This is a genomic window from Ruegeria arenilitoris (genome assembly GCF_013030265.1).
GTDB lineage: Bacteria > Pseudomonadota > Alphaproteobacteria > Rhodobacterales > Rhodobacteraceae > Ruegeria > Ruegeria arenilitoris_E.
Map to the genome: position 1 here is coordinate 324,013 of NZ_WPZQ01000006.1, position 22,886 is coordinate 346,898.

The 22,886-nt window shown below is 55.8% G+C and carries 34 protein-coding genes, 1 pseudogene and 1 riboswitch; of the genes and pseudogenes, 11 read left to right on the top strand and 24 right to left on the bottom strand.

Annotation, left to right across the window (positions count from 1 at the left end; translation table 11 throughout):
• The first annotated feature begins 2 nt into the window (after window positions 1-2).
• The 6 genes from GOX61_RS13145 (at window position 3) to GOX61_RS13170 (ending at window position 3,952) form a co-directional block, all read left to right on the top strand.
• Window positions 3-785 (top strand): heme ABC transporter ATP-binding protein, encoded by a 783-nt coding sequence (locus GOX61_RS13145; RefSeq protein WP_170334348.1) that lies wholly within the window; start codon window positions 3-5, stop codon window positions 783-785.
• A gap of 202 nt (window positions 786-987) precedes the next feature.
• Window positions 988-1,686, top strand: coding sequence for a 7-cyano-7-deazaguanine synthase QueC (gene queC, locus GOX61_RS13150; protein ID WP_170334350.1), 699 nt, complete (start codon window positions 988-990; stop codon window positions 1,684-1,686).
• Window positions 1,686-2,039, top strand: a complete 354-nt coding sequence (gene queD / locus GOX61_RS13155) for a 6-carboxytetrahydropterin synthase QueD (RefSeq protein ID WP_155148711.1) — start codon at window positions 1,686-1,688, stop codon at window positions 2,037-2,039. Before queC ends, queD begins: the two co-directional genes overlap by 1 nt.
• The gene (gene queE / locus GOX61_RS13160) at window positions 2,036-2,737 is read left to right on the top strand and encodes a 7-carboxy-7-deazaguanine synthase QueE (RefSeq protein WP_170334352.1); all 702 of its coding nucleotides are present in this window, start codon (window positions 2,036-2,038) and stop codon (window positions 2,735-2,737) included. Before queD ends, queE begins: the two co-directional genes overlap by 4 nt.
• A 15-nt stretch (window positions 2,738-2,752) precedes the next feature.
• Window positions 2,753-3,217: a preQ(1) synthase gene (gene queF, locus GOX61_RS13165; protein ID WP_170334354.1), complete on the top strand. Its 465-nt coding sequence runs from the start codon at window positions 2,753-2,755 to the stop codon at window positions 3,215-3,217.
• 78 nt (window positions 3,218-3,295) lie between these two features.
• Window positions 3,296-3,952 (top strand): glutathione S-transferase, encoded by a 657-nt coding sequence (locus tag GOX61_RS13170; RefSeq protein WP_170334356.1) that lies wholly within the window; start codon window positions 3,296-3,298, stop codon window positions 3,950-3,952.
• Here the strand turns inward: GOX61_RS13170 and GOX61_RS13175 are convergent.
• Window positions 3,929-4,513, bottom strand: a complete 585-nt coding sequence (locus tag GOX61_RS13175; protein ID WP_170334358.1) for a winged helix-turn-helix transcriptional regulator — start codon at window positions 4,511-4,513, stop codon at window positions 3,929-3,931. The genes GOX61_RS13170 and GOX61_RS13175 overlap by 24 nt on opposite strands.
• Window positions 4,514-4,552: 39 nt before the next feature.
• Between GOX61_RS13175 and GOX61_RS13180 the strand changes: the two genes are divergently transcribed.
• The 4 genes from GOX61_RS13180 to GOX61_RS13195 all read left to right on the top strand — a co-directional run bounded on the left by GOX61_RS13180 (window position 4,553) and on the right by GOX61_RS13195 (window position 8,402).
• On the top strand, window positions 4,553-4,930 hold the full coding sequence (locus GOX61_RS13180; RefSeq protein ID WP_155148701.1) for a VOC family protein: 378 nt from the start codon (window positions 4,553-4,555) through the stop codon (window positions 4,928-4,930).
• A 150-nt stretch (window positions 4,931-5,080) separates the two neighbouring features.
• Window positions 5,081-5,187: riboswitch (TPP riboswitch) on the top strand.
• A gap of 32 nt (window positions 5,188-5,219) precedes the next feature.
• Window positions 5,220-6,200, top strand: coding sequence for a thiamine ABC transporter substrate binding subunit (thiB, locus tag GOX61_RS13185; RefSeq protein ID WP_170334360.1), 981 nt, complete (start codon window positions 5,220-5,222; stop codon window positions 6,198-6,200).
• Window positions 6,176-7,723, top strand: a complete 1,548-nt coding sequence (locus GOX61_RS13190) for a thiamine/thiamine pyrophosphate ABC transporter permease ThiP (protein WP_170334362.1) — start codon at window positions 6,176-6,178, stop codon at window positions 7,721-7,723. Before thiB ends, GOX61_RS13190 begins: the two co-directional genes overlap by 25 nt.
• Window positions 7,710-8,402: a thiamine ABC transporter ATP-binding protein gene (locus tag GOX61_RS13195; RefSeq protein ID WP_170334364.1), complete on the top strand. Its 693-nt coding sequence runs from the start codon at window positions 7,710-7,712 to the stop codon at window positions 8,400-8,402. The genes GOX61_RS13190 and GOX61_RS13195 overlap by 14 nt, the downstream gene beginning before the upstream one ends.
• Before the next feature lie 176 nt (window positions 8,403-8,578).
• Here the strand turns inward: GOX61_RS13195 and GOX61_RS13200 are convergent, their stop codons facing one another.
• The 13 genes from GOX61_RS13200 to rpmC all read right to left on the bottom strand — a co-directional run bounded on the left by GOX61_RS13200 (window position 8,579) and on the right by rpmC (window position 15,067).
• Window positions 8,579-9,943, bottom strand: a complete 1,365-nt coding sequence (locus GOX61_RS13200) for a sodium:proton antiporter (protein ID WP_155148694.1) — start codon at window positions 9,941-9,943, stop codon at window positions 8,579-8,581.
• A 24-nt stretch (window positions 9,944-9,967) separates the two neighbouring features.
• Window positions 9,968-10,657 (bottom strand): CBS domain-containing protein, encoded by a 690-nt coding sequence (locus tag GOX61_RS13205; protein ID WP_217353854.1) that lies wholly within the window; start codon window positions 10,655-10,657, stop codon window positions 9,968-9,970.
• A gap of 122 nt (window positions 10,658-10,779) precedes the next feature.
• Window positions 10,780-10,968 carry a 50S ribosomal protein L30 gene (rpmD, locus tag GOX61_RS13210; protein ID WP_008757946.1) on the bottom strand — a complete coding sequence of 63 codons (189 nt, stop codon included), beginning with the start codon at window positions 10,966-10,968 and terminating at the stop codon, window positions 10,780-10,782.
• 12 nt (window positions 10,969-10,980) lie between these two features.
• Complete coding sequence (gene rpsE / locus GOX61_RS13215) at window positions 10,981-11,550, bottom strand: 30S ribosomal protein S5 (protein WP_155148691.1); 570 nt, start codon at window positions 11,548-11,550, stop codon at window positions 10,981-10,983.
• Window positions 11,551-11,666: 116 nt separating this feature from the next.
• Window positions 11,667-12,026 (bottom strand): 50S ribosomal protein L18, encoded by a 360-nt coding sequence (rplR, locus tag GOX61_RS13220; protein ID WP_010437103.1) that lies wholly within the window; start codon window positions 12,024-12,026, stop codon window positions 11,667-11,669.
• Between the two features lie 11 nt (window positions 12,027-12,037).
• Window positions 12,038-12,571, bottom strand: coding sequence for a 50S ribosomal protein L6 (gene rplF / locus GOX61_RS13225; protein ID WP_155148689.1), 534 nt, complete (start codon window positions 12,569-12,571; stop codon window positions 12,038-12,040).
• An 11-nt stretch (window positions 12,572-12,582) separates the two neighbouring features.
• Window positions 12,583-12,975, bottom strand: a complete 393-nt coding sequence (rpsH, locus tag GOX61_RS13230) for a 30S ribosomal protein S8 (protein WP_010437099.1) — start codon at window positions 12,973-12,975, stop codon at window positions 12,583-12,585.
• 13 nt (window positions 12,976-12,988) lie between these two features.
• Window positions 12,989-13,294: a 30S ribosomal protein S14 gene (gene rpsN / locus GOX61_RS13235; protein WP_068340744.1), complete on the bottom strand. Its 306-nt coding sequence runs from the start codon at window positions 13,292-13,294 to the stop codon at window positions 12,989-12,991.
• Between the two features lie 19 nt (window positions 13,295-13,313).
• Window positions 13,314-13,874, bottom strand: coding sequence for a 50S ribosomal protein L5 (gene rplE / locus GOX61_RS13240; protein ID WP_155148685.1), 561 nt, complete (start codon window positions 13,872-13,874; stop codon window positions 13,314-13,316).
• Complete coding sequence (rplX, locus tag GOX61_RS13245) at window positions 13,867-14,178, bottom strand: 50S ribosomal protein L24 (RefSeq protein WP_155148683.1); 312 nt, start codon at window positions 14,176-14,178, stop codon at window positions 13,867-13,869. The genes rplE and rplX overlap by 8 nt, the downstream gene beginning before the upstream one ends.
• A gap of 2 nt (window positions 14,179-14,180) precedes the next feature.
• Complete coding sequence (gene rplN / locus GOX61_RS13250) at window positions 14,181-14,549, bottom strand: 50S ribosomal protein L14 (RefSeq protein WP_155148681.1); 369 nt, start codon at window positions 14,547-14,549, stop codon at window positions 14,181-14,183.
• A 76-nt stretch (window positions 14,550-14,625) separates the two neighbouring features.
• Window positions 14,626-14,856, bottom strand: coding sequence for a 30S ribosomal protein S17 (rpsQ, locus tag GOX61_RS13255; protein ID WP_068340771.1), 231 nt, complete (start codon window positions 14,854-14,856; stop codon window positions 14,626-14,628).
• A gap of 4 nt (window positions 14,857-14,860) precedes the next feature.
• Complete coding sequence (gene rpmC / locus GOX61_RS13260; protein ID WP_010437082.1) at window positions 14,861-15,067, bottom strand: 50S ribosomal protein L29; 207 nt, start codon at window positions 15,065-15,067, stop codon at window positions 14,861-14,863.
• Window positions 15,068-15,419: 352 nt separating this feature from the next.
• On the opposite strand from rpmC, the gene GOX61_RS13265 reads away from it, so the two are divergent.
• A complete protein-coding gene (locus GOX61_RS13265) occupies window positions 15,420-16,253 on the top strand; it encodes a LytTR family DNA-binding domain-containing protein (RefSeq protein WP_170334368.1) in 834 nt (277 codons plus the stop codon).
• A 104-nt stretch (window positions 16,254-16,357) separates the two neighbouring features.
• Here the strand turns inward: GOX61_RS13265 and GOX61_RS13270 are convergent, their stop codons facing one another.
• From GOX61_RS13270 to GOX61_RS13315, 10 genes and pseudogenes are all read right to left on the bottom strand, one after another.
• Window positions 16,358-16,978 (bottom strand): 2OG-Fe(II) oxygenase family protein, encoded by a 621-nt coding sequence (locus GOX61_RS13270; RefSeq protein WP_170334370.1) that lies wholly within the window; start codon window positions 16,976-16,978, stop codon window positions 16,358-16,360.
• 92 nt (window positions 16,979-17,070) lie between these two features.
• Window positions 17,071-17,406, bottom strand: a complete 336-nt coding sequence (locus GOX61_RS13275; RefSeq protein WP_170334372.1) for a hypothetical protein — start codon at window positions 17,404-17,406, stop codon at window positions 17,071-17,073.
• Between the two features lie 143 nt (window positions 17,407-17,549).
• On the bottom strand, window positions 17,550-17,963 hold the full coding sequence (gene rplP, locus GOX61_RS13280) for a 50S ribosomal protein L16 (RefSeq protein WP_058283513.1): 414 nt from the start codon (window positions 17,961-17,963) through the stop codon (window positions 17,550-17,552).
• 12 nt (window positions 17,964-17,975) lie between these two features.
• Window positions 17,976-18,686 carry a 30S ribosomal protein S3 gene (rpsC, locus tag GOX61_RS13285; protein WP_008758042.1) on the bottom strand — a complete coding sequence of 237 codons (711 nt, stop codon included), beginning with the start codon at window positions 18,684-18,686 and terminating at the stop codon, window positions 17,976-17,978.
• Complete coding sequence (rplV, locus tag GOX61_RS13290; RefSeq protein ID WP_155148675.1) at window positions 18,686-19,066, bottom strand: 50S ribosomal protein L22; 381 nt, start codon at window positions 19,064-19,066, stop codon at window positions 18,686-18,688. Before rplV ends, rpsC begins: the two co-directional genes overlap by 1 nt.
• A gap of 3 nt (window positions 19,067-19,069) precedes the next feature.
• Window positions 19,070-19,348 carry a 30S ribosomal protein S19 gene (gene rpsS, locus GOX61_RS13295; RefSeq protein ID WP_005980699.1) on the bottom strand — a complete coding sequence of 93 codons (279 nt, stop codon included), beginning with the start codon at window positions 19,346-19,348 and terminating at the stop codon, window positions 19,070-19,072.
• 3 nt (window positions 19,349-19,351) lie between these two features.
• Entirely contained in the window at window positions 19,352-20,194 is an 843-nt protein-coding gene (gene rplB, locus GOX61_RS13300) for a 50S ribosomal protein L2 (protein ID WP_008757664.1), read from the bottom strand.
• A gap of 204 nt (window positions 20,195-20,398) precedes the next feature.
• The gene (locus tag GOX61_RS13305) at window positions 20,399-21,433 is read right to left on the bottom strand and encodes a toll/interleukin-1 receptor domain-containing protein (protein WP_170334374.1); all 1,035 of its coding nucleotides are present in this window, start codon (window positions 21,431-21,433) and stop codon (window positions 20,399-20,401) included.
• Window positions 21,434-21,519: 86 nt separating this feature from the next.
• Window positions 21,520-21,594: pseudogene (locus tag GOX61_RS13310) on the bottom strand (50S ribosomal protein L23); the annotation flags it as partial.
• Window positions 21,595-21,812: 218 nt separating this feature from the next.
• Window positions 21,813-22,847, bottom strand: coding sequence for a fatty acid desaturase (locus GOX61_RS13315; protein WP_170334376.1), 1,035 nt, complete (start codon window positions 22,845-22,847; stop codon window positions 21,813-21,815).
• Between the last annotated feature and the right edge of the window lie 39 nt (window positions 22,848-22,886).

Genomic DNA, 22,886 nt, shown 5'->3' on the forward strand with positions numbered 1-22,886 from the left:
AAATGGAAGCGACAAACATCCGCGTGGTACTCGGCAGAAAAGAAATTCTGCATGGCATCGATTTCAAGGCAGAACCGGGAAAGGTTACGGCGATTATTGGTCCCAACGGATCAGGTAAGTCCACTCTGCTAAAGACGCTGTCGGGCGAAATCACGGGCGCGGGAACGATAACGCTCAACGGGTCTGACATCTCATCGCTGCAGCCTTGGGAACTATCCCCGATGCGGGGTGTCCTTCCACAAGCCTCATCCGTTGCCTTTCCCTTCACCGTGCTCGAGATCGTTCGGCTTGGACTTGCGCGCGGGTTGGCCGGTGCGGATGAACACTTGCCGATTCAAGCGCTGAAGCATGTCGATCTAGCCGGGTTTGAAAACCGGTCCTATCAGGAGCTGTCAGGGGGCGAGCAGCAGCGTGTGCAACTGGCCCGCGTTCTCACGCAGGTTTGGGAAACTCCGGATAGTTCCGAGACCAAGTGGCTGCTGCTGGATGAACCCGTCGCCAGCCTGGACATCGCCCATCAGTTCACGGTCCTCGATATCGCCCGAGATTTTGCATCACGAGGCGGCGGTGTGGTGGTGGTCATGCATGACCTCAATCTGACCGCACTGTTCGCGGACACCATCTATGTGCTTTCGCAAGGCCGCGTTTGGGGATCGGGTGCGCCATCGGAGGTTTTGAACGACGACATGATGCGGGATGTTTACGGCATCAATTTGCAGATGAACAAAACACCCCCGACTCAGGTGCCCTTCGTACTGCCACAGGCCATGTACCAGAACACCTGACAGACCTAGTTTGATCGCGATCACCTGCATTCAGGACCGCGACCCTACACGTCCTGATATCAAAATCCGGTTTATCGCGGATAGCAGCCAAAACTGCCCCCACGGCTCAACGCAAAGTGCATTGCATTCTGCGCGGTTTGCTCCTATGCGTCCCGGCCACCGGTCGCAGCCTACCCGGGTATCAAAACAAGGACTGAAAATCATGAAGACTACATTGGTCTGCTCCGGCGGACTCGATTCCGTTTCGCTTGCTCACGTTCTGGCGAATGACGGACAATTGTCGCGTCTTGTGTCATTTGACTATGGCCAGCGGCACAACAAAGAACTGGCCTTTGCCGCCGCCTGTTCCGAGCGTCTGAACGTACCCCATCACGTGATTGATCTGCGATCAGTCGGGGCATCGCTAACTGGTTCTGCGCTGACGGATGACCTGGACGTACCAGATGGCCATTACGCCGAAGACACGATGAAAGTCACAGTGGTGCCGAACCGCAATGCGATCATGCTGACCATCGCATATGGTGTCGCCACTGCAGCGGGTGACGACGCCGTTGCAGCTGCGGTGCATGGCGGGGATCACTTCATCTATCCCGATTGCCGTCCTGCATTCACGGATGCGTTCGATGCGATGCAACGCGCGGCTCTTGATGGCTACGCAGATGTCTCACTGTACGTCCCCTTCGTGCATCGTTCCAAGGCTGACATCGTTGCCGAAGGTGCACGGGTTAACACACCATTTGATCAGACGTGGTCCTGCTACAAGGGCGGAGAAAGCCACTGTGGTCGTTGCGGCACCTGTGTGGAGCGGCGCGAAGCATTCGATCTTGCCGGTGTAGCTGACCCGACCCTTTATGAAGACCCCGACTTCTGGCGCGCGGCGATTGCAGGAAAGCAAGACTGATGTTCCGGATCACCAAAGAGTTTCACTTCTCTGCCTCACATCAGCTGGGCCACCTGCCCGAAACGCATCAATGCGCGCGGCTGCATGGGCATAACTATATCGTGGTGGTCGAACTGGCCGCAGCCGAATTGAATCGGGACGGTTTTGTTCGGGACTATCAGGAACTGAAGCCACTCAAGACCTATATCGATGACAGCTTTGATCACCGACATCTGAACGATGTGATGAACGAAATCTCAACCGCCGAGAACCTGGCGCGTCACTTCTATGAATGGTGTTCAGCTCGTTGGCCAGAAACGGCGGCCGTCAAGGTATCTGAAACACCTAAGACCTGGGCGGAGTATCGGCCATGAGCTTGAGGATATCCGAAATCTTCGGCCCCACTGTACAGGGCGAAGGCGCACTGATCGGCGAACCGACTGTCTTTGTCAGGTCCGGCGGATGTGATTTTCGTTGTTCGTGGTGCGACAGCCCCCATGCAGTCGATAGCGATTATCGTCATGACTGGACCCCGATGAAGGCCGAGACGGTCTGGGCCGAGGTCCAACGCCTGTCTGGCGGGCAACCATTGACCGTTTCGCTGTCGGGCGGCAATCCGGCCATTCAGGATTTTGCCCCGCTCATCGCACTGGGCAAGGAACATGGCTACGGATTTGCCTGCGAAACCCAGGGTTCGATCGCCAAGCCGTGGTTCTCAGATCTCGACATGCTGATCCTGAGCCCCAAACCGCCAAGTAGCGGGGAATTGATGGATTGGGGTCAGTTTGACGCCTGCTTGGCTGCACGCCCAACCCGTACCGTCCTGAAGATTGTGATCTTCGACGGTGCTGATTTTGATTGGGCGCGCGAAGTTGCAGATCATTATCCGGATCTGCCGCTCTATCTTCAGCCCGGAAATCCGAACAGCGATCCAAAGGAACCCATCGACCTGGATGAAACGACAGGACGATTGGAATGGCTGATCGACACAACCCTGAACGCACGATGGTTCAGACCCCGTATTCTTCCCCAGCTGCATGTACTTGTCTGGGGCAACAAGCGCGGCGTCTGAGCAAAGGAGAAACACATGAGTGACAGCATCTACAGCAATCTCACCCAGCTGGGCGGCGCAACACAAATGCCTGCCAGCCCCGAAGAGGCCGAGCTGGAGCGTGTCCGGAACCCGCAGGCGGACGTCGACTACAACGTTCGCTTTACGGCACCCGAGTTTACCTCGCTCTGCCCCATGACGGGACAACCCGATTTTGCACATCTGGTGATCGACTACGTACCAGGTGAGTGGCTGGTCGAAAGCAAGTCACTGAAACTGTTCCTTGGTTCTTTCCGGAACCACGGTGCATTTCATGAGGATTGCACAATCTCGATCGCGCGGCGTCTGGCGGAGTTCCTTGAACCCCGCTGGCTGCGTATCGGCGGATATTGGTATCCGCGCGGGGGCATACCGATTGATGTGTTCTGGCAAACCAGTGCGATGCCCGAAGGCGTCTGGATTCCCGATCAGGGTGTGCCACCGTATCGCGGGCGCGGCTGAGCTGATGATGCGGGCGAGGCAATCGAGCGCTGCGCCCGCAAATTTGACTATGACACAGAAAGCCGGATAGATCGCGATATGGCTCAGCACCCTGTTTTCTGGACGTTTCGTCGGTGCCCTTATGCGATGAGGGCGCGCCTCGCGCTGGTCAGCGCGGGCATAAAGGTCGAACTGCGTGAAATACTGCTGCGGGATAAACCACAGGCTTTTCTTGATACTTCCGCGTCAAGGACAGTGCCCGCTCTTCGAACCAATGATCAGGTTCTGGATGAGAGTCTGGACATCATGATCTGGGCGCTAGAACAGAACGACCCCCAACAGTTGCTCGATATGCCGAAGAAAGGTTGGGAGCTGATCTCAACCAATGACGGCCCGTTCAAGGATGCGCTGGATCACACCAAATACGCCACGCGATATCCCGATCTGGACGAAGAGGTTGAGCGACAAAAAGCGGCCACCTATCTGACCGTCCTTGACCAAAAACTGGATGGGCAGGTGTGGCTGTTCGGAGATCGACCAACGATTGCAGATCTGGCAATGCTGCCATTCGTGCGCCAGTTCGCAAATATTGACCGTGTGTGGTTTGACGCTCAGCCTTGGCCCGACCTGATCAGATGGCTAGACCGATTTCTGGCAAGCGACATTTTCGGGCAAATCATGCACAAATACGAACCTTGGTCAGAAGGTGATGTGCCGATCTGGTTCGGAACCTCAGATGCTGTCTCCGACCTTTAACTGCCGCAACTGCGAACCGGTTTTGAACACAATCACCGGACCTGTGATTGCTGTGATTGTTTCACCGGTATTTATCGGATGGTAAGTCGCGCGGGGTGGTCGTGCGCCATCATCGATGTCGCGTTGCACCCAGTCCCGCTCTTCCATCATCCGCAAGGACTGTGAGAGGGCGCGATCAGTGATCGTCATCAGGTTTCGCCTGATCTCGTTAAAGTGGCTCAGTTCATGAAGGGTCGCCAGAACGGGCAACGTCCATGATCGCCGAAGCAGATCCTGATTATCTTCGCTGGTCGCAGACAGGATCTGATTGACGAACCGGGCTGCCACTGCACCACGCTGTGTCAGTCGAAATTCCGGTCGCAACGGATGGCCGTAGCCCGGGTTTCGCTCAAGCAATCCAATTTGGATGAGATGATCTACACTCTGCGAGAATGACGTACGGCCCGCGCCGGTTGCAGCCAACAATGGCGCCTGCCGCCCCGGCACACCTTCGTGAAGACTGGAAAGAATGGGCAGGGCCCATGCCCGCGAAGTGATGTTGACAAGTGCATCAATGTACATAAAGTATAGTTACTATATTTTATCTTAAAAGGAAAGATGATGCCGCTCATTTCCCTGGAAGAAACCATAACAATTGCGCTGTCGGTTAAGGATCGTCACGCAAGCGCCGATTGGTACGAGAGCATGCTTGGCTTCAAAACGCTTTATCATGCAGATGAGGCAGGTTGGTCAGAGCTAGAGACCCTGACCAAGGGCGTAACCCTTGGGCTTGGTGAACACACCAAACCTGCGCCCGGCAACTGTGTCCCTGTATTCGGCATCGCCGACCTCGATAGCGCTAGGCAAAAGCTTGAACAGGCTGATGTTCAGTTTGACGGCCCAACAGATGTAGTCGAAGGCATGGTCAAGACGGCGACATTCTACGACCCCGATGGCAACGCCTTCATGCTTGCCCAAGACTTGACGGGCGGGTCCTGAGGAATTGAAAAATCAAGGATCGTTGCCGAAATTGCGGCAACGATCTGCAATTAATGTCAGATATGAGCAATTTGTGAGCGCTACCTTTCGGTTCGTGCACCTCAGGTGACGCGATTATAGTTGTAATCGGGTCTCCATCCTCCTAATCACAGCTTCACCTCGGGGTGCGTGGCCTGCCGCGCTGAGATGCCTATCAGGCGAACCCGTTGAACCTGAACCGGCTAGAACCGGCGGAGGGAAAGGTGACGGTTTCATCCATCCTTGCCCTCTCGCCGCAATGGAGGATGATATGAAACATCTGCTGATTGCTGCGGGATTACTGAGTGCAACTTCGGCTATTGCCGCCGACAAACCTCAGTTGACCGTGTACACCTATGACAGCTTTGTCTCGGACTGGGGCCCGGGTCCGCAGGTCGAAGAAGCTTTTGAAGCGGTTTGCAATTGCGACCTGAATCTTGTTGGCGTTGAAGATGGCGCCGCCCTGCTGTCACGTATCCGGCTTGAGGGTGAAAACTCGGAAGCTGACGTGGTGCTGGGACTGGATACCAGTCTGATCAATGCAGCCAAGGATACCGGTCTGTTTGCACCCAGTTCCGTTACAGCTGACTACGCGCTGCCGATTGAATGGACCGACGACGTTTTTGCGCCCTACGACTGGGGCTATTTCGCATTTGTTCACAACGCAGATTACTCGGCCCCAGCGAATTTCCGTGAATTGGCGAACAGCGAAACAAAGATCATCATTCAGGATCCACGTTCTTCTACACCGGGCCTTGGTCTGTTGTTGTGGGTGAAGGCAGCCTATGGCGACGAGGCACCCGAAATCTGGGCTGGTCTTGCAGACAATATCGTAACAGTCACCAAAGGGTGGTCCGAGGCCTATGGTCTGTTCCTCGAAGGTGAATCGGATATGGTCCTCAGCTATACCACCTCTCCGGCCTATCACCTGATCGCTGAAGAAGACGCTTCGAAATCGGCAGCTGTCTTTGACGAAGGCAATTACATGCAGGTTGAAGTGGCAGGGAAACTCGCCGGGACTGATCAGCCGGAACTGGCGGATCAATTCCTGGAATTCATGGTTTCGGATGCGTTCCAGCAGATCATTCCTACAACCAACTGGATGTACCCGGCAGTGACCCCGGCAGCTGGGTTGCCCGAAGGGTTTGAAACCCTGACCGTTCCGGAAAAGGCTCTGCTCTTTTCACCCGATGAAGCCGCCGACGTGCGGGATCAGGCACTTGCAGAATGGTTGAGCGCGCTCAGCCAGTAAGCCCATTGCCGGGTATCGGCGCGGCTGCCCTGGTCGCCGCGCTGATACTGGGCACGCTGGCCGCAGTCGCACTGCGTGCCGAAGCAGGCGGTGGATTTGGTCCGGCCGACTGGGCTGCCCTGCGCTTTACACTTACTCAAGCGATACTTTCCGCGCTGTTCAGTATTGGATTGGCGGTTCCGGTTGCACGAGCACTCGCCCGGCGACGGTTTCCCGGGCGTCGCGCGCTGATTGCGCTGCTTGGCGCGCCATTCATTCTTCCCGTTATTGTTGCGATAATTGGATTGCTGCAGGTCTTTGGTCGGGCCGGCTGGATCTCTGATATATTGGGCTATTTTGGCTTCGCACCCATTCGCATCTACGGTCTGCATGGTGTGGTATTGGCCCATGTATTCTTCAATTTGCCCCTTGCCACGCGCCTCATCCTGCAGGGATGGCAAGAAATTCCAGCCGAGCGATTTCGCCTCGCTGCTCAGTTAGGCTGCAACGGAATGGCCATGTTCCGATTGATCGAGTTGCCGATGCTAAAACGGATTTTACCGGGCGTGCTTGCGGTAATCTTCGCCATTTGCCTGACCAGTTTTGCTGTTGCCCTGACTCTGGGTGGCGGGCCCCGTGCCACCACAATCGAACTCGCGATCTATCAGGCCTTTACCTATGACTTTGACCTCGGCCGCGCTGCACTCTTGTCGGCGCTACAACTGGCCCTGACTGCTGCTGCAGCTTTGGCCGCCCTACGGTTTTCTCGCGGGGACGGCTTCGGCAACGGGCTGGATCGCCCCATCCGCCGATGGGACGGCGGCGCGCCCATTGCCGATGCCTTATGGATCATCGCAGCGGCCGCGTTCCTGCTGCTTCCTTTGGCATCTGTTGTGATTTCGGGTTTTGCTGGTCTCTTCGAAACGCCAGCTTTGGTGTTCCGCGCCGCGTTGACCTCGGTCATGGTGGCGGCCGCGAGCACTGTAATCTTGCTGCTGCTGGCATTGCCCATGGCCACCGCTGTCGCGACCGGGCGCTATGGCATTGTTGAACTCAGCGGCATCCTCGGGCTGGCCGCATCACCGCTGGTGATCGGTACCGGATTATTCATCCTTGTCAGGCCTGTGGCCAACCCGACAGCGCTTGCGCTTCCGGTGACGGCGCTGGTCAACGCAGTTATGGCTCTGCCCTTCGCATTGCGCATTCTTGTCCCGGCCGCGCGCGATGTGGTGTCGCGACACGGTCGATTGGCGCTTTCCCTCGACATGGCCAACATGACCTTCTTTGTCCGCATTCTGCTTCCTCGAATGCGCGCGCAGATCGGTTTTGCAGCCGGGCTGGCCGCAGCCCTTTCGATGGGAGATCTCGGTGTGATCGCACTGTTCGCAGACGCCCAGATAGCAACGCTGCCTTTACAGATTTACCGCCTGATGGGAGCTTATCAAATGCAAGCCGCCGCCGGAGGGGCGCTGCTTTTGCTGCTGTTGTCCATGTCGGCGTTCTGGATATTGGATCGCGGAGGACGCTGGCATGCTGAAGCTTAGTGATTGCGTCATTGAAAATGGCAATTTCACCCTGCACGCCGATCTTGGCATCGAACCCGGGGCGAGCGTTGCAATCATTGGCCCATCGGGTGCAGGTAAATCGACATTGTTGGAATCCATTGCCGGTTTTCGTCCCCTAGCTCGTGGGCAAATACACTGGCAGGGTACCGAGATAACAGATTTGCCACCGGGCAAGCGTCCGCTGGCAATGCTATTTCAGGACGGCAACCTGTTCCCTCATTTGACCGCTGAGCAGAATATCGCTTTGGGGGTGCGCCCGAATGGACAACTGAGTCCTGACGAACAAGGTGAGGTCCAAACCGCCCTGGCACGCGTGAGTCTGGCAGGAATGGGCACTCGCAAACCTGCAGAGCTATCTGGCGGGCAGCAAAGTCGGGTGGCTTTGGCCCGAGTGCTTGTTCAAAGGCGCCAGGTCCTCTTGTTGGATGAACCGTTCGCTGCACTTGGTCCTGCTTTGAAAACCGAAATGCTGGATTTAGTTGCTGAATTGATTGAGGGGACTGGCACAACTCTGTTGATGATCAGTCACGATCCGCAGGACGCGCGCCGCATTACCGATCAGACAATACTCGTTGCTGAAGGTCAGGCCCATTCGCCGGTTGAAACGGCAGAGTTGCTCGACAACCCACCACCCAGCCTGCGCAACTACCTGGGATAGTCGCTTCGGCACAAGGCGATTTGCCAGATGTCAGGCCTGCACATTGTCAGGAACTACTCTGCTGCATCGTTCACCCTCAAAGTTCGTTGGGGTAAATAAAGCCCGTCAGGGGCATGACACCCAAAGGTTCACATGCCCCTGACTATGGAAGACAAATTCGCATCTAACGCAATGCGTCAGAAGTAGCGCAACCAGATGTATACGTTCGCGATCATCAGGGTCAGGATCATGATCGGGAAAGCGATTTTGGCGAACGCGATAAAGCCGATGGGCTGCTTTGCTTTCTCGGCAAATGCTGCAACCGTCAAGTTCGCGCTCGCACCCAGCAAGGTACCGTTGCCACCCAGACAAGCTCCAAGCGCCAATGACCACCACAGCGGTTCAATCGCATCTTCTCCACCAAACGTGTCGGCTGTGGACTCGATCAGCGGAATCATGGTCGCCACGAAGGGAATGTTGTCGAGGATCGCCGACAGGATACCTGAGGCCCAGAAGATGAAGAACGCGGTCCACATCATATCGCCCTGTGTCAACTCCAGCACCTTCTCACCGAAGAAAGCCAGCAGACCTACATGCTCAACACCGGCAACGATGACAAAGAGGCCACCGAAGAAGAAGATCGTGACCCATTCGACTTCGCCAAAGATATGGTGCACGGATTCCGACTGCTCTTCGCCGTGCTGGTGACCATAGGCCAGTAGCATCAACAAGCCCGCACCGGCCAATGCGGAGGTACCAGGCTGAATGCCATACCCATGCCCCAACGTGAAACCGAGCAAAACCAGCGCCAGAACAGACAGCGACTTGATCATCAGACCTACATCCGTGATCGCCTCGGATTCATTGAAGCCCATAATCCGCTCGCTGGCAGATTTCGGAATGCTGGCAAGCTCCTTGCGGTTCATCAGGTAGATAATTCCCGTGAGGACCACCAGACAGATCGCCGAAATCGGTGCCAGATTCACAACAAACTCATTGAAGCTGAGGCCTGCGGCGGAGCCTATGATAATATTCGGCGGGTCACCGATCAGGGTTGCTGTGCCCCCGACATTCGAAGCCAGAATTTCAGCAATAAAAAACGGGAAGACGCGCGTTTCCAGAGCTTCGGTGATCAGCAAGGTAATCGGGGCAATAAGCAAGACGGTTGTCACGTTGTCCAGCAATGCTGAAAACACCGCCGTGATCAGCGTCAACATGATCAGAATACCGGTAGGATTGGCCTTGACCGACTTTGCGGCTTTGATTGCCACGAACTGAAACAGTCCGCATTTACTGGTGATACCCACAATGACCATCATGCCAATCAGAAGGGCCAGCGTATTGGAGTCGACCCCGGCCACCGCCTGTTCCTGATTGATGATCCCGAACAGTACCATCAGCGATGCGCCCAGCATTGCCAGAATGGCTCGGTTCACTTTTTCGGTTATCAGAACGGCGTAGACCAGGATCAGGATACCGGTCGCGACCCAAAGGGGATCAATGCCCAATAGTTGTGGAACGGAGAACGCAGCCTCTCCGTGTGACGTAGAATGCTCAGCCAAGATTTTTGTCCGGTTCGTTGGTGGTTAGCTTAGTGCGCGATCCAGAAGTGAGTTTGCACTCACCGTGCCCACAAAACGCTTTGTTTCAGGCTCGACAAGGATCACGTGCCGCTTGAATTTGTAGATCAGAAAAATGCCTTCCATCACCGGCGTGTCCGGTGCAGCCACTGGGATGTTGGTCGGTCTCGACATGTTGTCGCGCACCTTTTCTGTCTTCAACCGCTCCAGCTGCTGATCGAAGTCATCCCGTGTGAGGTTCATGAAGCTTAGAGACTCGATTGGCACCCGCGACGCATCATCGTTCAGACCGATTGTTGCTGCTTTGGGCAGGATCAGCTTTAGAAGTGTCGGTGCTGTGAATACACCGACATATGTGCCATCATCTTCTACCACCGGCAAAAACCGCGCACGGCTGTCTCTGATAATATTAAAGGCGGTGGCAATGCTTTCATCCGGATGGATGGTTCGCTGAACTTCAGTCGGCACCATTACGTCATAGCAGGTCAGGCCCATGGGTATCCTCTGTCTTCGTATGGCTGCCCGGCGGTCTGCCAATTGGGTGGCCCATCTGACTTTGCGTTTGCGAGTCAAACCAGCAAAGCCGAATCGAATTTTTTCTGACGGTGGTGTCTTTTCACTGCCACGCAGGATTGGCCAGCCTTTTTGCGAAATTGTTTGTCGGCGTGTCGGTTTTTCTGTTGCGTTGGTCGACATTCACAACACATTCAGCAGGTTTCTCTCTAACCTGCGGCCTCTGCCTAACCAAGATCCGCTGACACAAAAAAAACGCCCCCGATCAGATCGGAGGCGTTTCCAATTTCTCGAAGGTGTCGGGCTTAGCCGCGCTCTTCGATGATCTCAACCAGATGCGGGATCTTGTTGACCATGCCGCGAACCGAAGGGGTATCTTCCAGCTCACGGGTCTTGTGCATCTTGTTCAGGCCCAGACCGATCAGGGTTGCGCGCTGTTCAGCGGGGCGACGGATCGGAGAACCGATCTGCTTGACGACGATGGTTTTTGCCATGGTTCGCTCTCCTTACGCTTCTGCTTCAGCAGCAGCCGGTGCTTCGTCCCGCTTGGGCAGGATGTCGGCAACCTTTTTGCCACGACGTGCGGCAACCGAACGCGGGCTCTGCTCTTTCTGCAGGCCGTTGATGGTGGCGCGGATCATGTTGTACGGGTTCTGCGAGCCCAGCGACTTGGACACAACGTCCTTGACGCCCAGCATTTCGAACACAGCACGCATCGGACCACCGGCGATGATACCAGTACCTTCAGGTGCGGTGCGCATAACCACTTTACCAGCGCCGTGACGGCCCTCGATGTCGTGGTGCAGAGTACGACCTTCGCGCAGTTGCACGCGGATCATCTGACGCTTGGCTTGCTCAGTCGCCTTGCGGATGGCCTCAGGTACTTCTTTCGCTTTACCTTTGCCAAAGCCGACGCGGCCTTTCTGATCGCCGACAACCACCAGAGCGGCGAAGCCAAAGCGCTTACCACCTTTTACGGTTTTCGACACGCGGTTGATTGCGACCAGACGATCTGCGAATTCCGGTGCTTCTTCACGGTCGCGGCCACGGCCCCGACGGTTTTCACGTTCTGCCATTTGGCATCCCTTTTCTCATGTGGCGCTCTCGGCGCCGTTTTCTTCAATCCAAGTGAGCCCCGACTGTTGCCGAGGCCCCCGGATCATCGGGGCGGATCGAAACCCGCCCGCAGGTCTTAGATCTTCAGACCACCTTCACGCGCGGCGTCGGCAACTGCCTTCACCTTGCCGTGGAACAGGAAGCCACCACGATCGAAATAGGCCTCTTCGACGCCCGCCTTCTTGGCACGCTCGGCGATGGCCGCGCCCACTTTTGTGGCCGCTTCGACGTTGTTCTTGCCGACAACACCCAGATCTTTTTCCAGGGTCGAGGCAGATGCCAGGGTCACGCCACGTACGTCGTCGATCAGCTGAACAGAGATGTTCTTGTTCGAACGGTGTACGGACAGACGCGGACGACCCGCGTTGACCTTGCGAAGTTTGTTCCGAACGCGCAGGCGGCGCTTCAGAAACAGGGTTCTTTTGCTGTTTGCCATTGTCTGCGTCCTTACTTCTTCTTGCCTTCCTTGCGGAAGATGAACTCGCCCTTATAGCGGATGCCCTTGCCTTTGTAAGGCTCGGGACGGCGCCACTCGCGGATTTTGGCCGCGGTTTCGCCCACCAGCTGCTGGTCGATACCTTCCACAACGATTTCGGTCTGCTTCGGTGCGGTGATGGTGACACCTTCCGGAGCAGTGAAATCAACATCGTGGCTGTAGCCCAGGTTCAGCTTCAGGGTGTTGCCCTGCATCTGAGCCCGGTAACCAACACCCTGGATCTCCAGCTCTTTTTTGAAGCCCTGAGTTACACCGGTTACCAGGTTGGCAACCATGGTGCGGCTCATGCCCCACTGCTGGCGGGCACGCTTGGACATGCCACGGGGGTCGATCTTGACCACATTGTCTTCAACCGACAGCGTCACGTCGTCGGTGGCGGTGAAGCTGCGGGTGCCTTTCGGACCTTTGACTTCGATGGTCTGGCCAGACACAGAGGCGGTAACGCCGCTGGGCAGCTCGACCGGTTTTTTACCAATACGAGACATTGCAGACCTCCTTAGAAGACGGTGCAGAGCACTTCGCCGCCAACATTGTTGGAGCGAGCGTTTGCGTCCGACATCACACCTTTCGGAGTGCTGACAATCGACACACCCAGACCCTGACGGACCTGCGGGATGTCATTGACGCCCATGTATACGCGACGACCGGGCTTGGAAACCCGCTTCAGTTCGCGAATAACAGGGGTGCCTTCGTAGTACTTCAGGCTGATTTCGATGGCCGGATGACCGTTTTCACCGGTCGTCGCTTCGTAGCCACGGATGTAACCTTCGTCCGCCAGCACGTCCAGAACCCAACCACGCAGCTTGGAAGCCGGGGTGGAAACGGTGGACTTGCCGCGCATTTGCGCGTTGCGGATACGGGTGAGCATATCGCCGATAGGATCATTCATATCTATGTCTCCCTTACCAGCTCGATTTCACCATGCCGGGGATCTGACCAGCAGAACCCAGCTCGCGCAGCGCGATACGGCTGACCTTCAGCTTACGGTAGTAAGCGTGGGGACGACCGGTCAGCTGACAGCGGTTGTGCAGACGGGTAGCCGAGCTGTTGCGCGGCAGTTTCGCCAGTTTCAGACGCGCTTTGAAACGCTCTTCCATCGGGCGGCTCTCGTCATTCGCGATTTCTTTCAGCTCGGCACGCTTTGCGGCATATTTGGCCACCAGGCGTTCGCGCTTCTTCTCGCGTTCGATCATTGCTTTTTTAGCCATGTCTCAATCCTCCCGGCGCTTAGGCGTTGAAGGGCATGTTGAACGCTTTCAACAGTGCCTTACCTTCAGCGTCGGTTTTCGCTGTGGTGGTGATTACGATATCCAGACCCCAGACCTCGTCGACCTTGTCGAAGTCGATTTCCGGGAACACGATGTGCTCTTTCATGCCCATGGCAAAGTTGCCACGACCATCAAAAGAAGGCTTCACACCGCGGAAGTCACGAATACGCGGCATCGCGATGGTGATCAGACGATCCAGGAACTCGTACATCCGGTCACCGCGCAGGGTTACTTTCGCACCCAGCGGCATGTCTTCACGGACGCGGAAACCCGCGATCGACTTCTTCGCCTTGGTTGAAACTGCCTTTTGACCAGCAATCGCAGTCAGATCCTCGACAGCAGCTTTCGCTTTCTTCGAGTCTTTCACGGCCTCAGCACCACAACCGATGTTCAGAACGATTTTTTCCAGCTTGGGCAGCTGCATGTCGTTCTTGTAGCCAAACTCTTCTTTCAGAGCGGCACGGATGGTTTCAACGTACTGAGCTTTCAGACGTGGGGTGTAGTTTGCGGAATCAAGCATCGATCACGTCTCCCGTGGTCTTGGCGAAGCGGACCTTCTTGTCGCCTTCCATGCGGAAGCCAACGCGGGTTGCTTTGCCGTTCTTGTCCAGCAGAGCCAGGTTCGACAGCTCGATCGGGTTTGCCTGAGGCAGGCGACCACCTTGCGAGTTCTGGGTCTGGCGGGTGTGGCGGATGGCGATGTTGATGCCGTCTACAACAGCTTTACCGGCTTTCGGGTCAACCGAGGAGATAGTTCCCTCTTTGCCCTTGTCCTTACCGGCCAGCACGACGACCTTGTCGCCTTTGCGGAGTTTAGCAGCCATGATTACAGCACCTCCGGAGCAAGCGAGATGATTTTCATGAAGTTCTTGCTGCGCAGTTCGCGAACAACCGGGCCAAAGATACGGGTACCGACCGGCTCGTTGTTGTTGTTCAGGATGACGGCGGCGTTGCGATCAAAGCGGATCGCGGTACCGTCCGCGCGGCGGACTTCTTTGGCGGTGCGTACGACGACGGCCTTGCGGACGTCACCTTTTTTCACGCGGCCGCGCGGGATGGCTTCCTTCACCGAGACGACAATGATGTCGCCAACGGAGGCGTATTTACGCTTGGAACCACCCAGGACCTTGATGCACTGAACTCGGCGTGCGCCGGAGTTGTCAGCGACATCCAGATTGGTCTGCATCTGGATCATGTGGTTTCTCCCGACCTGTGGGGGCTGGTCTCGTTAGATCCCCCAGGGTTTCGACAAATGGGAAAATCCCGGAGGCTTACGCTTCCAGAACTTCCCAACGTTTCGTCTTCGATTTCGGCGCGCATTCGATGATGCGTACGGTGTCACCGACCTTGAAGGCGTTCTTTTCATCGTGAGCCCGGTATTTTTTGGACTTACGGATGGTTTTCTTCAGAACCGGATGCGTAAAGCGGCGCTCGACGGATACGGTTACGGTCTGTTCGTTGGCGTCGCTGGTCACGGTGCCTTGCAGGATACGCTTGGGCATCTGATTACTCCTCGGATGCCGCGGCAGCGGCCTTTTCGTTCAGAATGGTTTTGACACGGGCAGCATTGCGGCGGGCCGCTTTAATGCCGGCTGTGTTTTCCAGCTGACCGGTTGCCTGTTGAAAGCGCAGGTTAAAGCTTTCTTTCTTCAGGTTGGCCAGTTCCTCGCGGAGCTGGTCCGGGGTCTTGTCACGCAGTTCTTGGGCGTTCATCGCCTTTTTCCTTTGCTCAAAACACCAGAAGGCCCCGTACACGGGTCACCTTCGACCTGGTGGATGAATGATAGACATACGAATCCCCCGACTCAGCCGGGGGAACGCAGGATGCCGCCGTATAAGGGTTTAGGGGGTGGGTGGCAAGGGAAAGTTCTTAGATTTTCATCTTTGCCAATCTTGGCAAAAAATTCCCCCCGTCGACAATTCGACGGAGGGTTTTGGTTCAGTTCACTTGTCACTATCTGCGAGTCCGTTCCCGCACCCCCCTTCGCATTAGCTATGGTCGAAATTGCCAGCTTGCACGAGTAGGGAACTCAATAACAATTAAATCAGTACCGCGTAGTGACCCATGCAAGAAGCCGATAGTCGTGAATATCAGATATTGTTAACGAACGGACAGGTGGTGCGTTTCACGCAACGTGAATTACGTGACCTTGTTCGCGGCAGAAGAGTTAAAGCTTTTCTTATTGTTAGCCTAATCATTATCGCCCTTGCGAATCCGACGCTGTTTCCGTCCCTTCCGGAATACTCGTCGCGGCTGTTCTACTGGGGCGTCTCCGTATTGCTCTATCTGATTATCATTCCGCATTGGGCCTCAGCTGTGAACAGACTGTGGCGGCGAAGTCTGCAGATACCACTACCGCTTATTGTTGCAACCGGCCCCCTTATTGTTGGTCTGTCCGTTTTCGCAACGTGTTTCCCATTGGTATTTGGGGACCTCGTACCAAAGCGAGGTGAACCACTTGTCTGGACAGACTATCTGCGCAACCTGTTGATCGGGCACATAATAGAAACGGTGGGACTGCTTTGGCTACTTCCACTACAGCGCAACGACGAAGACTTGGCGGAAACCGTGCCGGAGGGTGAGCCGGAGTTCGTCATTCTCAACGGCCGTTCATTACCGCTGGACAGTATACTGACTGTTCAGAGCGCCGAGCACTATCTTATCGTCAGAACGAACGGGAAGACATCACAATACCGCGCCCGCATGAAGGACTTCGTCATGCAGGTCAGCGAAGGCCATGGCGTACAAACACACCGCTCGTTCTGGGTTTCCGCCCAAGAAGCGGATGAACTTCGTGGAAACGTCGTTAAAACACGATCCGGCGACGACATTCCGGTCTCACGAGGCCGCTTGCCTGCGGTGCGGGAATGGTTCCGTTCAGCGGGAAAGGCGCATTAGGGCTTTCTGCCAAAAGTTCGGAGCCTAATTTATCACTAAATCTGACCCGGGCCGTCAATCAACACGAACAAGGCGGCCGCCTGCTTCTGGCGGCTGCAAACTGCTTAGTCCCAACGATAGTTGAAACTCACACTTATCCGCTCCTCTTCCGCCATGTTCATAGGCACTTCGTGGCGAAGCCAACTTTCCCAAAGCAGAACATCGCCAACCTTGGGCTTCATATAGATGAACGGTTGGAGATCTCGCCGCCCATCTTTGAGGCGCGTCGGTGCGGCCATCATGCGTCCCGAGCGTGGATCTTCCAGCTTCAGTGCGCTGGCACCTTCGGGCATTGCAACATAGGTCGTCCCCGAAATCACGCTGTGCGGGTGTAGATGGCTGGAATGCATTCCGCCCTCGGGCAGAATGTTGATCCACAGATCCTCGAGCTTCAACTCGCCCTCGCCCAGATCGAACTCCAGATCTTTGGCAAAGGCCGCCACATGCTGATCCAGCGCCGAGACCAGATCGGCGAAGATCGGGAACCGCCAGGGCAGATCGGTCAGTGAGGCGTAGCTTGTATAGCCGGGATAGCCGTTCTCTTCACACCATTCCTGCCCGGCCTCATCATCTTCGGCGATGACAAGGCATGAGCTTTCCAGTTCTTCAGAGTCGATCTTGGGATCGAACTCAGAGAGGGCTGCGCGATAAAGACGGGTGACGAAGAGTGATTCAATCTGTGGCATGGGTGCGTTCTTATCCAAATCGACCTCTGACTACGAGAGACAAATTCCCGTCGCTTCTTTGGTCGCAAAACATCATTGCCACCATCATTCAGTCACTTGAACATTCGGACCTTCAACTCCCACAGGAGGAGCAGCACAAGGATGGGCGGCACCCAGAAGACATAAACCACCATGTTAAGGACGTTCATAAAGCTAAAAATCTCAGCAATGGTCTGCGGAATAGTACTGCAACGATGGTACAAAAGCTTGTCGGTCGCGCAGTCAGCTTCAAAAAGAAAATGCAAGTTCAACGCTATTCCAAAATAGAGACCGCCATAACGCAAAAATAGTTTCAAAACCTTGCTTCGAACAAAGTAACTCAAGCCGATTGCAGCTAATGGCAAAACCCCGAAAACTACTATTACCGCCAAAACTGTTCCTGGTGACATATGCTTTGCAATCTCGACCGTAAAATAATCGTTTATTGACGGCGCATTAGGTAGTTATCGACTGAGCGGGTTTCAAATGGAAAACCCCCGCCGGTTTCCCGACGGGGGCTAATCTATTAGCGAACGGGGTTGCCCCGGATCGCTTACCAGTCTTCGCGAACCACGACGCGAGTCTTGATCGGCAGCTTCATCGCAGCCAGGCGCAGGGCCTCGCGGGCGATATCGTCATTGACGCCGTCGATCTCGAACATCACGCGGCCAGGCTTGACTTTGCATGCCCAGCGGTCGACCGAACCTTTACCTTTACCCATACGAACTTCGATCGGCTTTGCAGTGACCGGAGTGTCGGGGAAGATGCGGATCCAGACACGACCCTGACGCTTCATGTGACGCGTCATGGCACGACGTGCAGCCTCGATCTGACGTGCAGTGACACGCTCAGGCTCAAGAGCTTTCAGGCCGTAGGTGCCAAAGTTCAGATCAGAGCCGCCTTTGGCGAGACCCTTGATCCGGCCTTTGTGCATCTTGCGGAATTTTGTACGCTTTGGTTGAAGCATATCTTTCCCTCCTTAGCGACGACCGCCACCAGCACCACGAGGTGCAGGGCCGTCCTGGAGTTCCTGTGCTTTACGGTCACGTGCCTGCGGATCGTGCTCCATGATCTCACCTTTGAAGATCCAGACCTTGATCCCGATGATCCCATAAGGAGTCATCGCTTCGGCATGTGCGTAATCGATGTCGGCACGCAGGGTGTGCAGAGGCACGCGGCCTTCGCGATACCACTCGGTCCGTGCGATTTCGGCACCGCCCAGACGACCAGCGACGTTCACCCGGATACCCAGGGCGCCCATGCGCATGGCGTTCTGAACCGAGCGCTTCATTGCGCGACGGAACGAAACGCGACGTTCCAGCTGCTGAGCGATGGACTCGGCAACCAGCTGCGCGTCAAGCTCGGGCTTGCGCACTTCGACGATGTTCAGGTGCAGTTCGCTGTCGGTCATACGAGCAAGCTTTTTGCGCAGAACTTCGATGTCTGCACCTTTCTTGCCGATGATGACACCGGGACGTGCTGTGTGGATCGTAACGCGGCACTTCTTGTGCGGACGTTCGATGATCACACGGGCAACACCGGCCTGCTTGCACTCTTTGTTGATGAACTCACGGATCTTGAGGTCTTCCAGCAGAAGATCACCGTAGTCCTTGGTGTCGGCGTACCAGCGGCTGTCCCAGGTGCGGTTGACCTGAAGGCGCATGCCGATCGGATTGACTTTATGTCCCATTAGGCTTGCTCCTCAACTTGACGCACCTTGATGGTGATCTCCGAGAACGGCTTCATGATTGCACCAAACCGACCACGGGCACGCGGACGACCGCGCTTCATGACCAGGTTCTTGCCAACCCATGCTTCGGCGACGATCAGTTCGTCGACGTCCAGGTTGTGGTTGTTCTCGGCGTTGGCGATTGCAGACTGCAGGCACTTCTTGACGTCCTGCGCGACACGCTTGTTCGAGAAAGTCAGGTCGGTCAGAGCCTTCTCAACTTTCTTGCCGCGGATCATTTGCGCAACCAGGTTCAGTTTCTGTGGGCTGGTGCGAAGCATGCGAGTTTTCGCCATTGCTTCGTTTTCAGCCACGCGGCGGGGGTTCTTTTCCTTGCCCATGACTTACTTCCGCTTCGCTTTTTTGTCAGCGGCGTGACCGTAATAGGTACGAGTTGGCGAGTATTCACCAAACTTCTGACCGATCATGTCTTCCGAGACGTTTACGGGAATATGCTTCTGGCCGTTGTACACACCAAAGGTCAGACCCACGAACTGGGGCAGAATGGTGGAACGACGCGACCAGATTTTGATAACTTCGTTGCGGCCCGACTCGCGCGCTGCTTCGGCTTTTTTCAGCACGTAAGCATCGACGAAAGGACCCTTCCAAACAGAGCGAGACATAGATTAACGTCCCTTCTTCTTGGCGTGCCGCGAGCGGATGATCAGCTTCTGGGACGCTTTGTTCTTGTTGCGGGTACGCTTACCCTTGGTGTCCTTACCCCACGGTGTAACCGGCGTACGGCCACCCGAGGTACGACCTTCACCACCACCGTGCGGGTGATCGATCGGGTTCATTGCAACACCACGAACCGACGGACGCACGCCCTTGTGGCGCATACGACCGGCTTTACCGAGGTTTTGGTTCGAGTTGTCGGGGTTGGACACGGCACCAACGGTGGCCATGCATTCCTGACGGACCATGCGCAGCTCGCCCGAGCTCAGACGGATCTGAGCGTAGCCGCCATCGCGGCCAACGAACTGAGCGTAAGTACCAGCCGCACGCGCGATCTGACCGCCTTTTCCAGGCTTCATCTCGATGTTGTGGACGATGGTACCGATCGGCATGCCCGAGAACGGCATTGCGTTGCCCGGCTTGATGTCGGCCTTGGCGGATGCCACGACTTTATCACCAACAGCCAGACGCTGCGGAGCCAGGATATATGCCTGCTCGCCGTCTTCGTATTTTACCAGTGCGATGAATGCGGTCCGGTTCGGGTCATATTCGATCCGCTCGACGGTTGCCGCGACATCAAATTTATTCCGTTTGAAGTCAACGATCCGGTAGAGACGCTTTGCGCCACCGCCGCGGCGGCGTGAAGTGATCCGTCCGGTGTTGTTCCGGCCGCCCGATTTGGTCAAACCCTCTGTGAGAGACTTGACCGGACGTCCTTTCCAAAGCTCCGAACGGTCGATCAGCACCAGCCCGCGCTGGCCCGGCGTCGTCGGCTTGTACGACTTGAGTGCCATGCTTTCTGTCTTCCGTTTAGCAAGTGCAGGGAGTTTCCCCGCTATGTGATAGGCCCCCGTAGGTGCCAAGGGTATAGGGCCCCGAAGGTCCCCGGTTACAAATATCAGAGGCCCCGGAACGAATCCGAGGCCGCAAGATTGGGAGCGTGTAACAGGGTTGGGGGTGGGTGTCTATAGCAAAGACAAGAACTGTCCCCACCAACTTTAATTGAGCAAATCGGCGGTCAATGCTTCTTTCTTTCGCTTACAAGCTTCTACGGCTCTTTCTATTGCTTCGTGCAAGGCTTGAGCCAAACCACTCCGGTATTTTGTCGAAGCGACCAACTTCTCAGACATCGGGCCGTGTAAAGAGAACTCCACAAACTCGTGTAGTTGCGAAGCTGTTTCGTGCAGCTGTTTTGGTGATGCATTCGACATTTCTCGATGAGCTTCAATTAGCACCTCCGCCATCCATGGCATCCGCCCTCTGATGTAACCCGCTGCCATGACAAGCGGATAATTCCCACCAGGACCAAAGTACTCTGACCCACGGTGAAGCAATTCGCTCAAGACGTCGGGATGAACACTGGAAAATCGCGGCATTGGTGTCCGAGACGCTCGCTCCGCCAACTCAGAATCAACCTCTCTCATACGGGAACCAAGCCCACGCACCTGCGAAACTAAATCTTCTAGAATCTCTGTTTGGGGTCGCATGTGTTTTTCTGCGGCACCTTTTTTGGGAATTTCGCTAAGCTTCCCTTCTAATTGCGGCCAAAGAGCAGGGACAAGTTGCTCGATAGTCGCTTCGGCGGCCTTATTCTCCGACACCTCATTTATTGATTTCGCAACGTCCAACATGCCCTGCTCATCGACTTTGATCGCTTGAAATTGCGATAGTGGACCGCTGAGATCGCTTAGCTCCAAACCAAATAGAAGGGGTATCACCTTAGCGTCTTGCATCGACTTTGATAGCGCGCCAGCCTCGAACAGTATCCACTCCGAGTTTAAATTCTCCGGAGTAATGCAAAGGATGCCAAAGTTGGAGCTTTCTAGTTCGCCAGCAATGGCCTGCGCCCAACGATCCCCCGCACCGATATCTTTGTCTGAGACCCAAGGCTGTGCGTATTGCAAGATCAGGGGCAACCACTCCTTCAAAGCGCCCGCCATAGCCTTGCTTCGTTGACCACTCCAACTTATAAAAACTTTCATTTTTCCCTCAAACCGGTAGCGCGAAAATTGCAGCACCGTTAAATCGCTCACGTATATGGAGAACAAGTGCTTTCATAGCGGTAACAACAAAAAACCGCTTTCGCCGGGGCCATTTTTCTGGCCATAGCCGGGTCCGATCAGAGACCGGTGGACACGTCGATGGTGTTGCCCTCTTCCAGGGTCACATATTCCTTTTTGATGTCTTCCCGCTTGCGCTCCAAAGCGCGGGACAAGGCCGAAGGCCGCCGCGCCAGCGACTGCCCGTCCCAGCGGGCTGGCGCTTTGGGGACGTTTGCTCCTCGCTATAAGGTCGGATGTATTTGGCATCATAAAGCGCGCTGTACAGACGTTACAGCGCCATCCCACGGGCAGTCGATGGCGCGGCTCATCGCGTTGCTCGGGCGGTTCAGATCAGGGACGGTTTGCCCCTTCACCCATAAAGCGCGCGGGCCTCGGCGAAGGACAGCAGGCGGCGGTCCTTCTCATCCCACAGATGCAGTCGCGCGTTGGCGAGGCTCTCGCGGATGGTCATCTGATTGCTGTTGGCCAGTTCGTCGTGATCGCGCAGCACCTCGGTCAGGCGGTAGAACGGAATGCGGCTGTACAGATGGTGCACATGGTGGATGCCGATATTGGCGCTGAACCACTGCAGCACAGATGGCAGGATGTAATGCGAGCTACCGTGAAGGGCCGCCTCATGCAGTTGCCAATCGTCGTCCGAATCCCAATGCGTTTCCTCGAACTGGTGCTGTACGTAGAACAGCCACACTCCGGCCGTTGCAGCGATCAGGGTTGATGGCAGAAAGATCAGCAAGACCGGCATTATACCGCCAAAGTAGTAGACGGCCAGAAGAGCGGCCAGGATGGCAACATTGGTGCCCATCGCGCTGACCCAGAACCTCACACTGCCCGTCAAACCCAGCGGGAGGCGGTTCTGGAACAGGAACAAATAACCGGGGCCAAGCACGAACAGAGTAATGGGATTTCGGTAAACGCGATACCAGAACCGGTTCATGGCAGTCTTGGACTGGTACTCGGCCACTGTCAGCGTGTGGATATCGCCCATTCCCCGTTTGTCCAAATTGCCCGCGCTGTTGTGGTGCGTAGAATGCGTGCGGCGCCAGACATCGTAGGGCGTCAGTGTCAGCACGCCGATAATCCGTCCAACCCAGTCACTGACTGTCCGGTTCTTGTAGAACGCTCCGTGCCCGCAATCATGCTGGATCGCAAACAGGCGCAGCAGGAACGCCGCATTCAGGACCGCAATCGCAAATGCCAACCAGTAGCTGACGGATAGCGCCATCCAGGACAGCGCCCAAAGCACAAAAAATGGGATAATACTGACACCCAGCTCAAAGGAACTGCGCCACTGATTAGGCTCACGGTATTTGGCAAGCGTCGAAACCCAATCCCGTGCGGCGGTTTTATCCGGGTTTTCCCGGGTCGAGAGAGAGGTTTCGGTCATGCGCCTGCCATGTCTTTTGCTTGTTGAAAGCCGGATAGA

Bases quoted from the DNA above. Each gene is read 5' to 3' on its own strand.
- GOX61_RS13145 (WP_170334348.1), top strand. From the start codon at position 3: ATGGAAGCGACAAACATCCGCGTGGTACTCGGCAGAAAAGAAATTCTG.
- queC (WP_170334350.1), top strand. From the start codon at position 988: ATGAAGACTACATTGGTCTGCTCCGGCGGACTCGATTCCGTTTCGCTT.
- queD (WP_155148711.1), top strand. From the start codon at position 1,686: ATGTTCCGGATCACCAAAGAGTTTCACTTCTCTGCCTCACATCAGCTG.
- queE (WP_170334352.1), top strand. From the start codon at position 2,036: ATGAGCTTGAGGATATCCGAAATCTTCGGCCCCACTGTACAGGGCGAA.
- queF (WP_170334354.1), top strand. From the start codon at position 2,753: ATGAGTGACAGCATCTACAGCAATCTCACCCAGCTGGGCGGCGCAACA.
- GOX61_RS13170 (WP_170334356.1), top strand. From the start codon at position 3,296: ATGGCTCAGCACCCTGTTTTCTGGACGTTTCGTCGGTGCCCTTATGCG.
- GOX61_RS13175 (WP_170334358.1), bottom strand. From the start codon at position 4,513: ATGTACATTGATGCACTTGTCAACATCACTTCGCGGGCATGGGCCCTG.
- GOX61_RS13180 (WP_155148701.1), top strand. From the start codon at position 4,553: ATGCCGCTCATTTCCCTGGAAGAAACCATAACAATTGCGCTGTCGGTT.
- thiB (WP_170334360.1), top strand. From the start codon at position 5,220: ATGAAACATCTGCTGATTGCTGCGGGATTACTGAGTGCAACTTCGGCT.
- GOX61_RS13190 (WP_170334362.1), top strand. From the start codon at position 6,176: ATGGTTGAGCGCGCTCAGCCAGTAAGCCCATTGCCGGGTATCGGCGCG.
- GOX61_RS13195 (WP_170334364.1), top strand. From the start codon at position 7,710: ATGCTGAAGCTTAGTGATTGCGTCATTGAAAATGGCAATTTCACCCTG.
- GOX61_RS13205 (WP_217353854.1), bottom strand. From the start codon at position 10,657: ATGTCGACCAACGCAACAGAAAAACCGACACGCCGACAAACAATTTCG.
- rpmD (WP_008757946.1), bottom strand. From the start codon at position 10,968: ATGGCAAAAACCATCGTCGTCAAGCAGATCGGTTCTCCGATCCGTCGC.
- rpsE (WP_155148691.1), bottom strand. From the start codon at position 11,550: ATGGCAGAACGTGAAAACCGTCGGGGCCGTGGCCGCGACCGTGAAGAA.
- rplR (WP_010437103.1), bottom strand. From the start codon at position 12,026: ATGGCAAACAGCAAAAGAACCCTGTTTCTGAAGCGCCGCCTGCGCGTT.
- rplF (WP_155148689.1), bottom strand. From the start codon at position 12,571: ATGTCTCGTATTGGTAAAAAACCGGTCGAGCTGCCCAGCGGCGTTACC.
- rpsH (WP_010437099.1), bottom strand. From the start codon at position 12,975: ATGAATGATCCTATCGGCGATATGCTCACCCGTATCCGCAACGCGCAA.
- rpsN (WP_068340744.1), bottom strand. From the start codon at position 13,294: ATGGCTAAAAAAGCAATGATCGAACGCGAGAAGAAGCGCGAACGCCTG.
- rplE (WP_155148685.1), bottom strand. From the start codon at position 13,874: ATGCTTGATTCCGCAAACTACACCCCACGTCTGAAAGCTCAGTACGTT.
- rplX (WP_155148683.1), bottom strand. From the start codon at position 14,178: ATGGCTGCTAAACTCCGCAAAGGCGACAAGGTCGTCGTGCTGGCCGGT.
- rplN (WP_155148681.1), bottom strand. From the start codon at position 14,549: ATGATCCAGATGCAGACCAATCTGGATGTCGCTGACAACTCCGGCGCA.
- rpsQ (WP_068340771.1), bottom strand. From the start codon at position 14,856: ATGCCCAAGCGTATCCTGCAAGGCACCGTGACCAGCGACGCCAACGAA.
- rpmC (WP_010437082.1), bottom strand. From the start codon at position 15,067: ATGAACGCCCAAGAACTGCGTGACAAGACCCCGGACCAGCTCCGCGAG.
- GOX61_RS13265 (WP_170334368.1), top strand. From the start codon at position 15,420: ATGCAAGAAGCCGATAGTCGTGAATATCAGATATTGTTAACGAACGGA.
- GOX61_RS13270 (WP_170334370.1), bottom strand. From the start codon at position 16,978: ATGCCACAGATTGAATCACTCTTCGTCACCCGTCTTTATCGCGCAGCC.
- GOX61_RS13275 (WP_170334372.1), bottom strand. From the start codon at position 17,406: ATGTCACCAGGAACAGTTTTGGCGGTAATAGTAGTTTTCGGGGTTTTG.
- rplP (WP_058283513.1), bottom strand. From the start codon at position 17,963: ATGCTTCAACCAAAGCGTACAAAATTCCGCAAGATGCACAAAGGCCGG.
- rpsC (WP_008758042.1), bottom strand. From the start codon at position 18,686: ATGGGACATAAAGTCAATCCGATCGGCATGCGCCTTCAGGTCAACCGC.
- rplV (WP_155148675.1), bottom strand. From the start codon at position 19,066: ATGGGCAAGGAAAAGAACCCCCGCCGCGTGGCTGAAAACGAAGCAATG.
- rpsS (WP_005980699.1), bottom strand. From the start codon at position 19,348: ATGTCTCGCTCTGTTTGGAAGGGTCCTTTCGTCGATGCTTACGTGCTG.
- rplB (WP_008757664.1), bottom strand. From the start codon at position 20,194: ATGGCACTCAAGTCGTACAAGCCGACGACGCCGGGCCAGCGCGGGCTG.
- GOX61_RS13315 (WP_170334376.1), bottom strand. From the start codon at position 22,847: ATGACCGAAACCTCTCTCTCGACCCGGGAAAACCCGGATAAAACCGCC.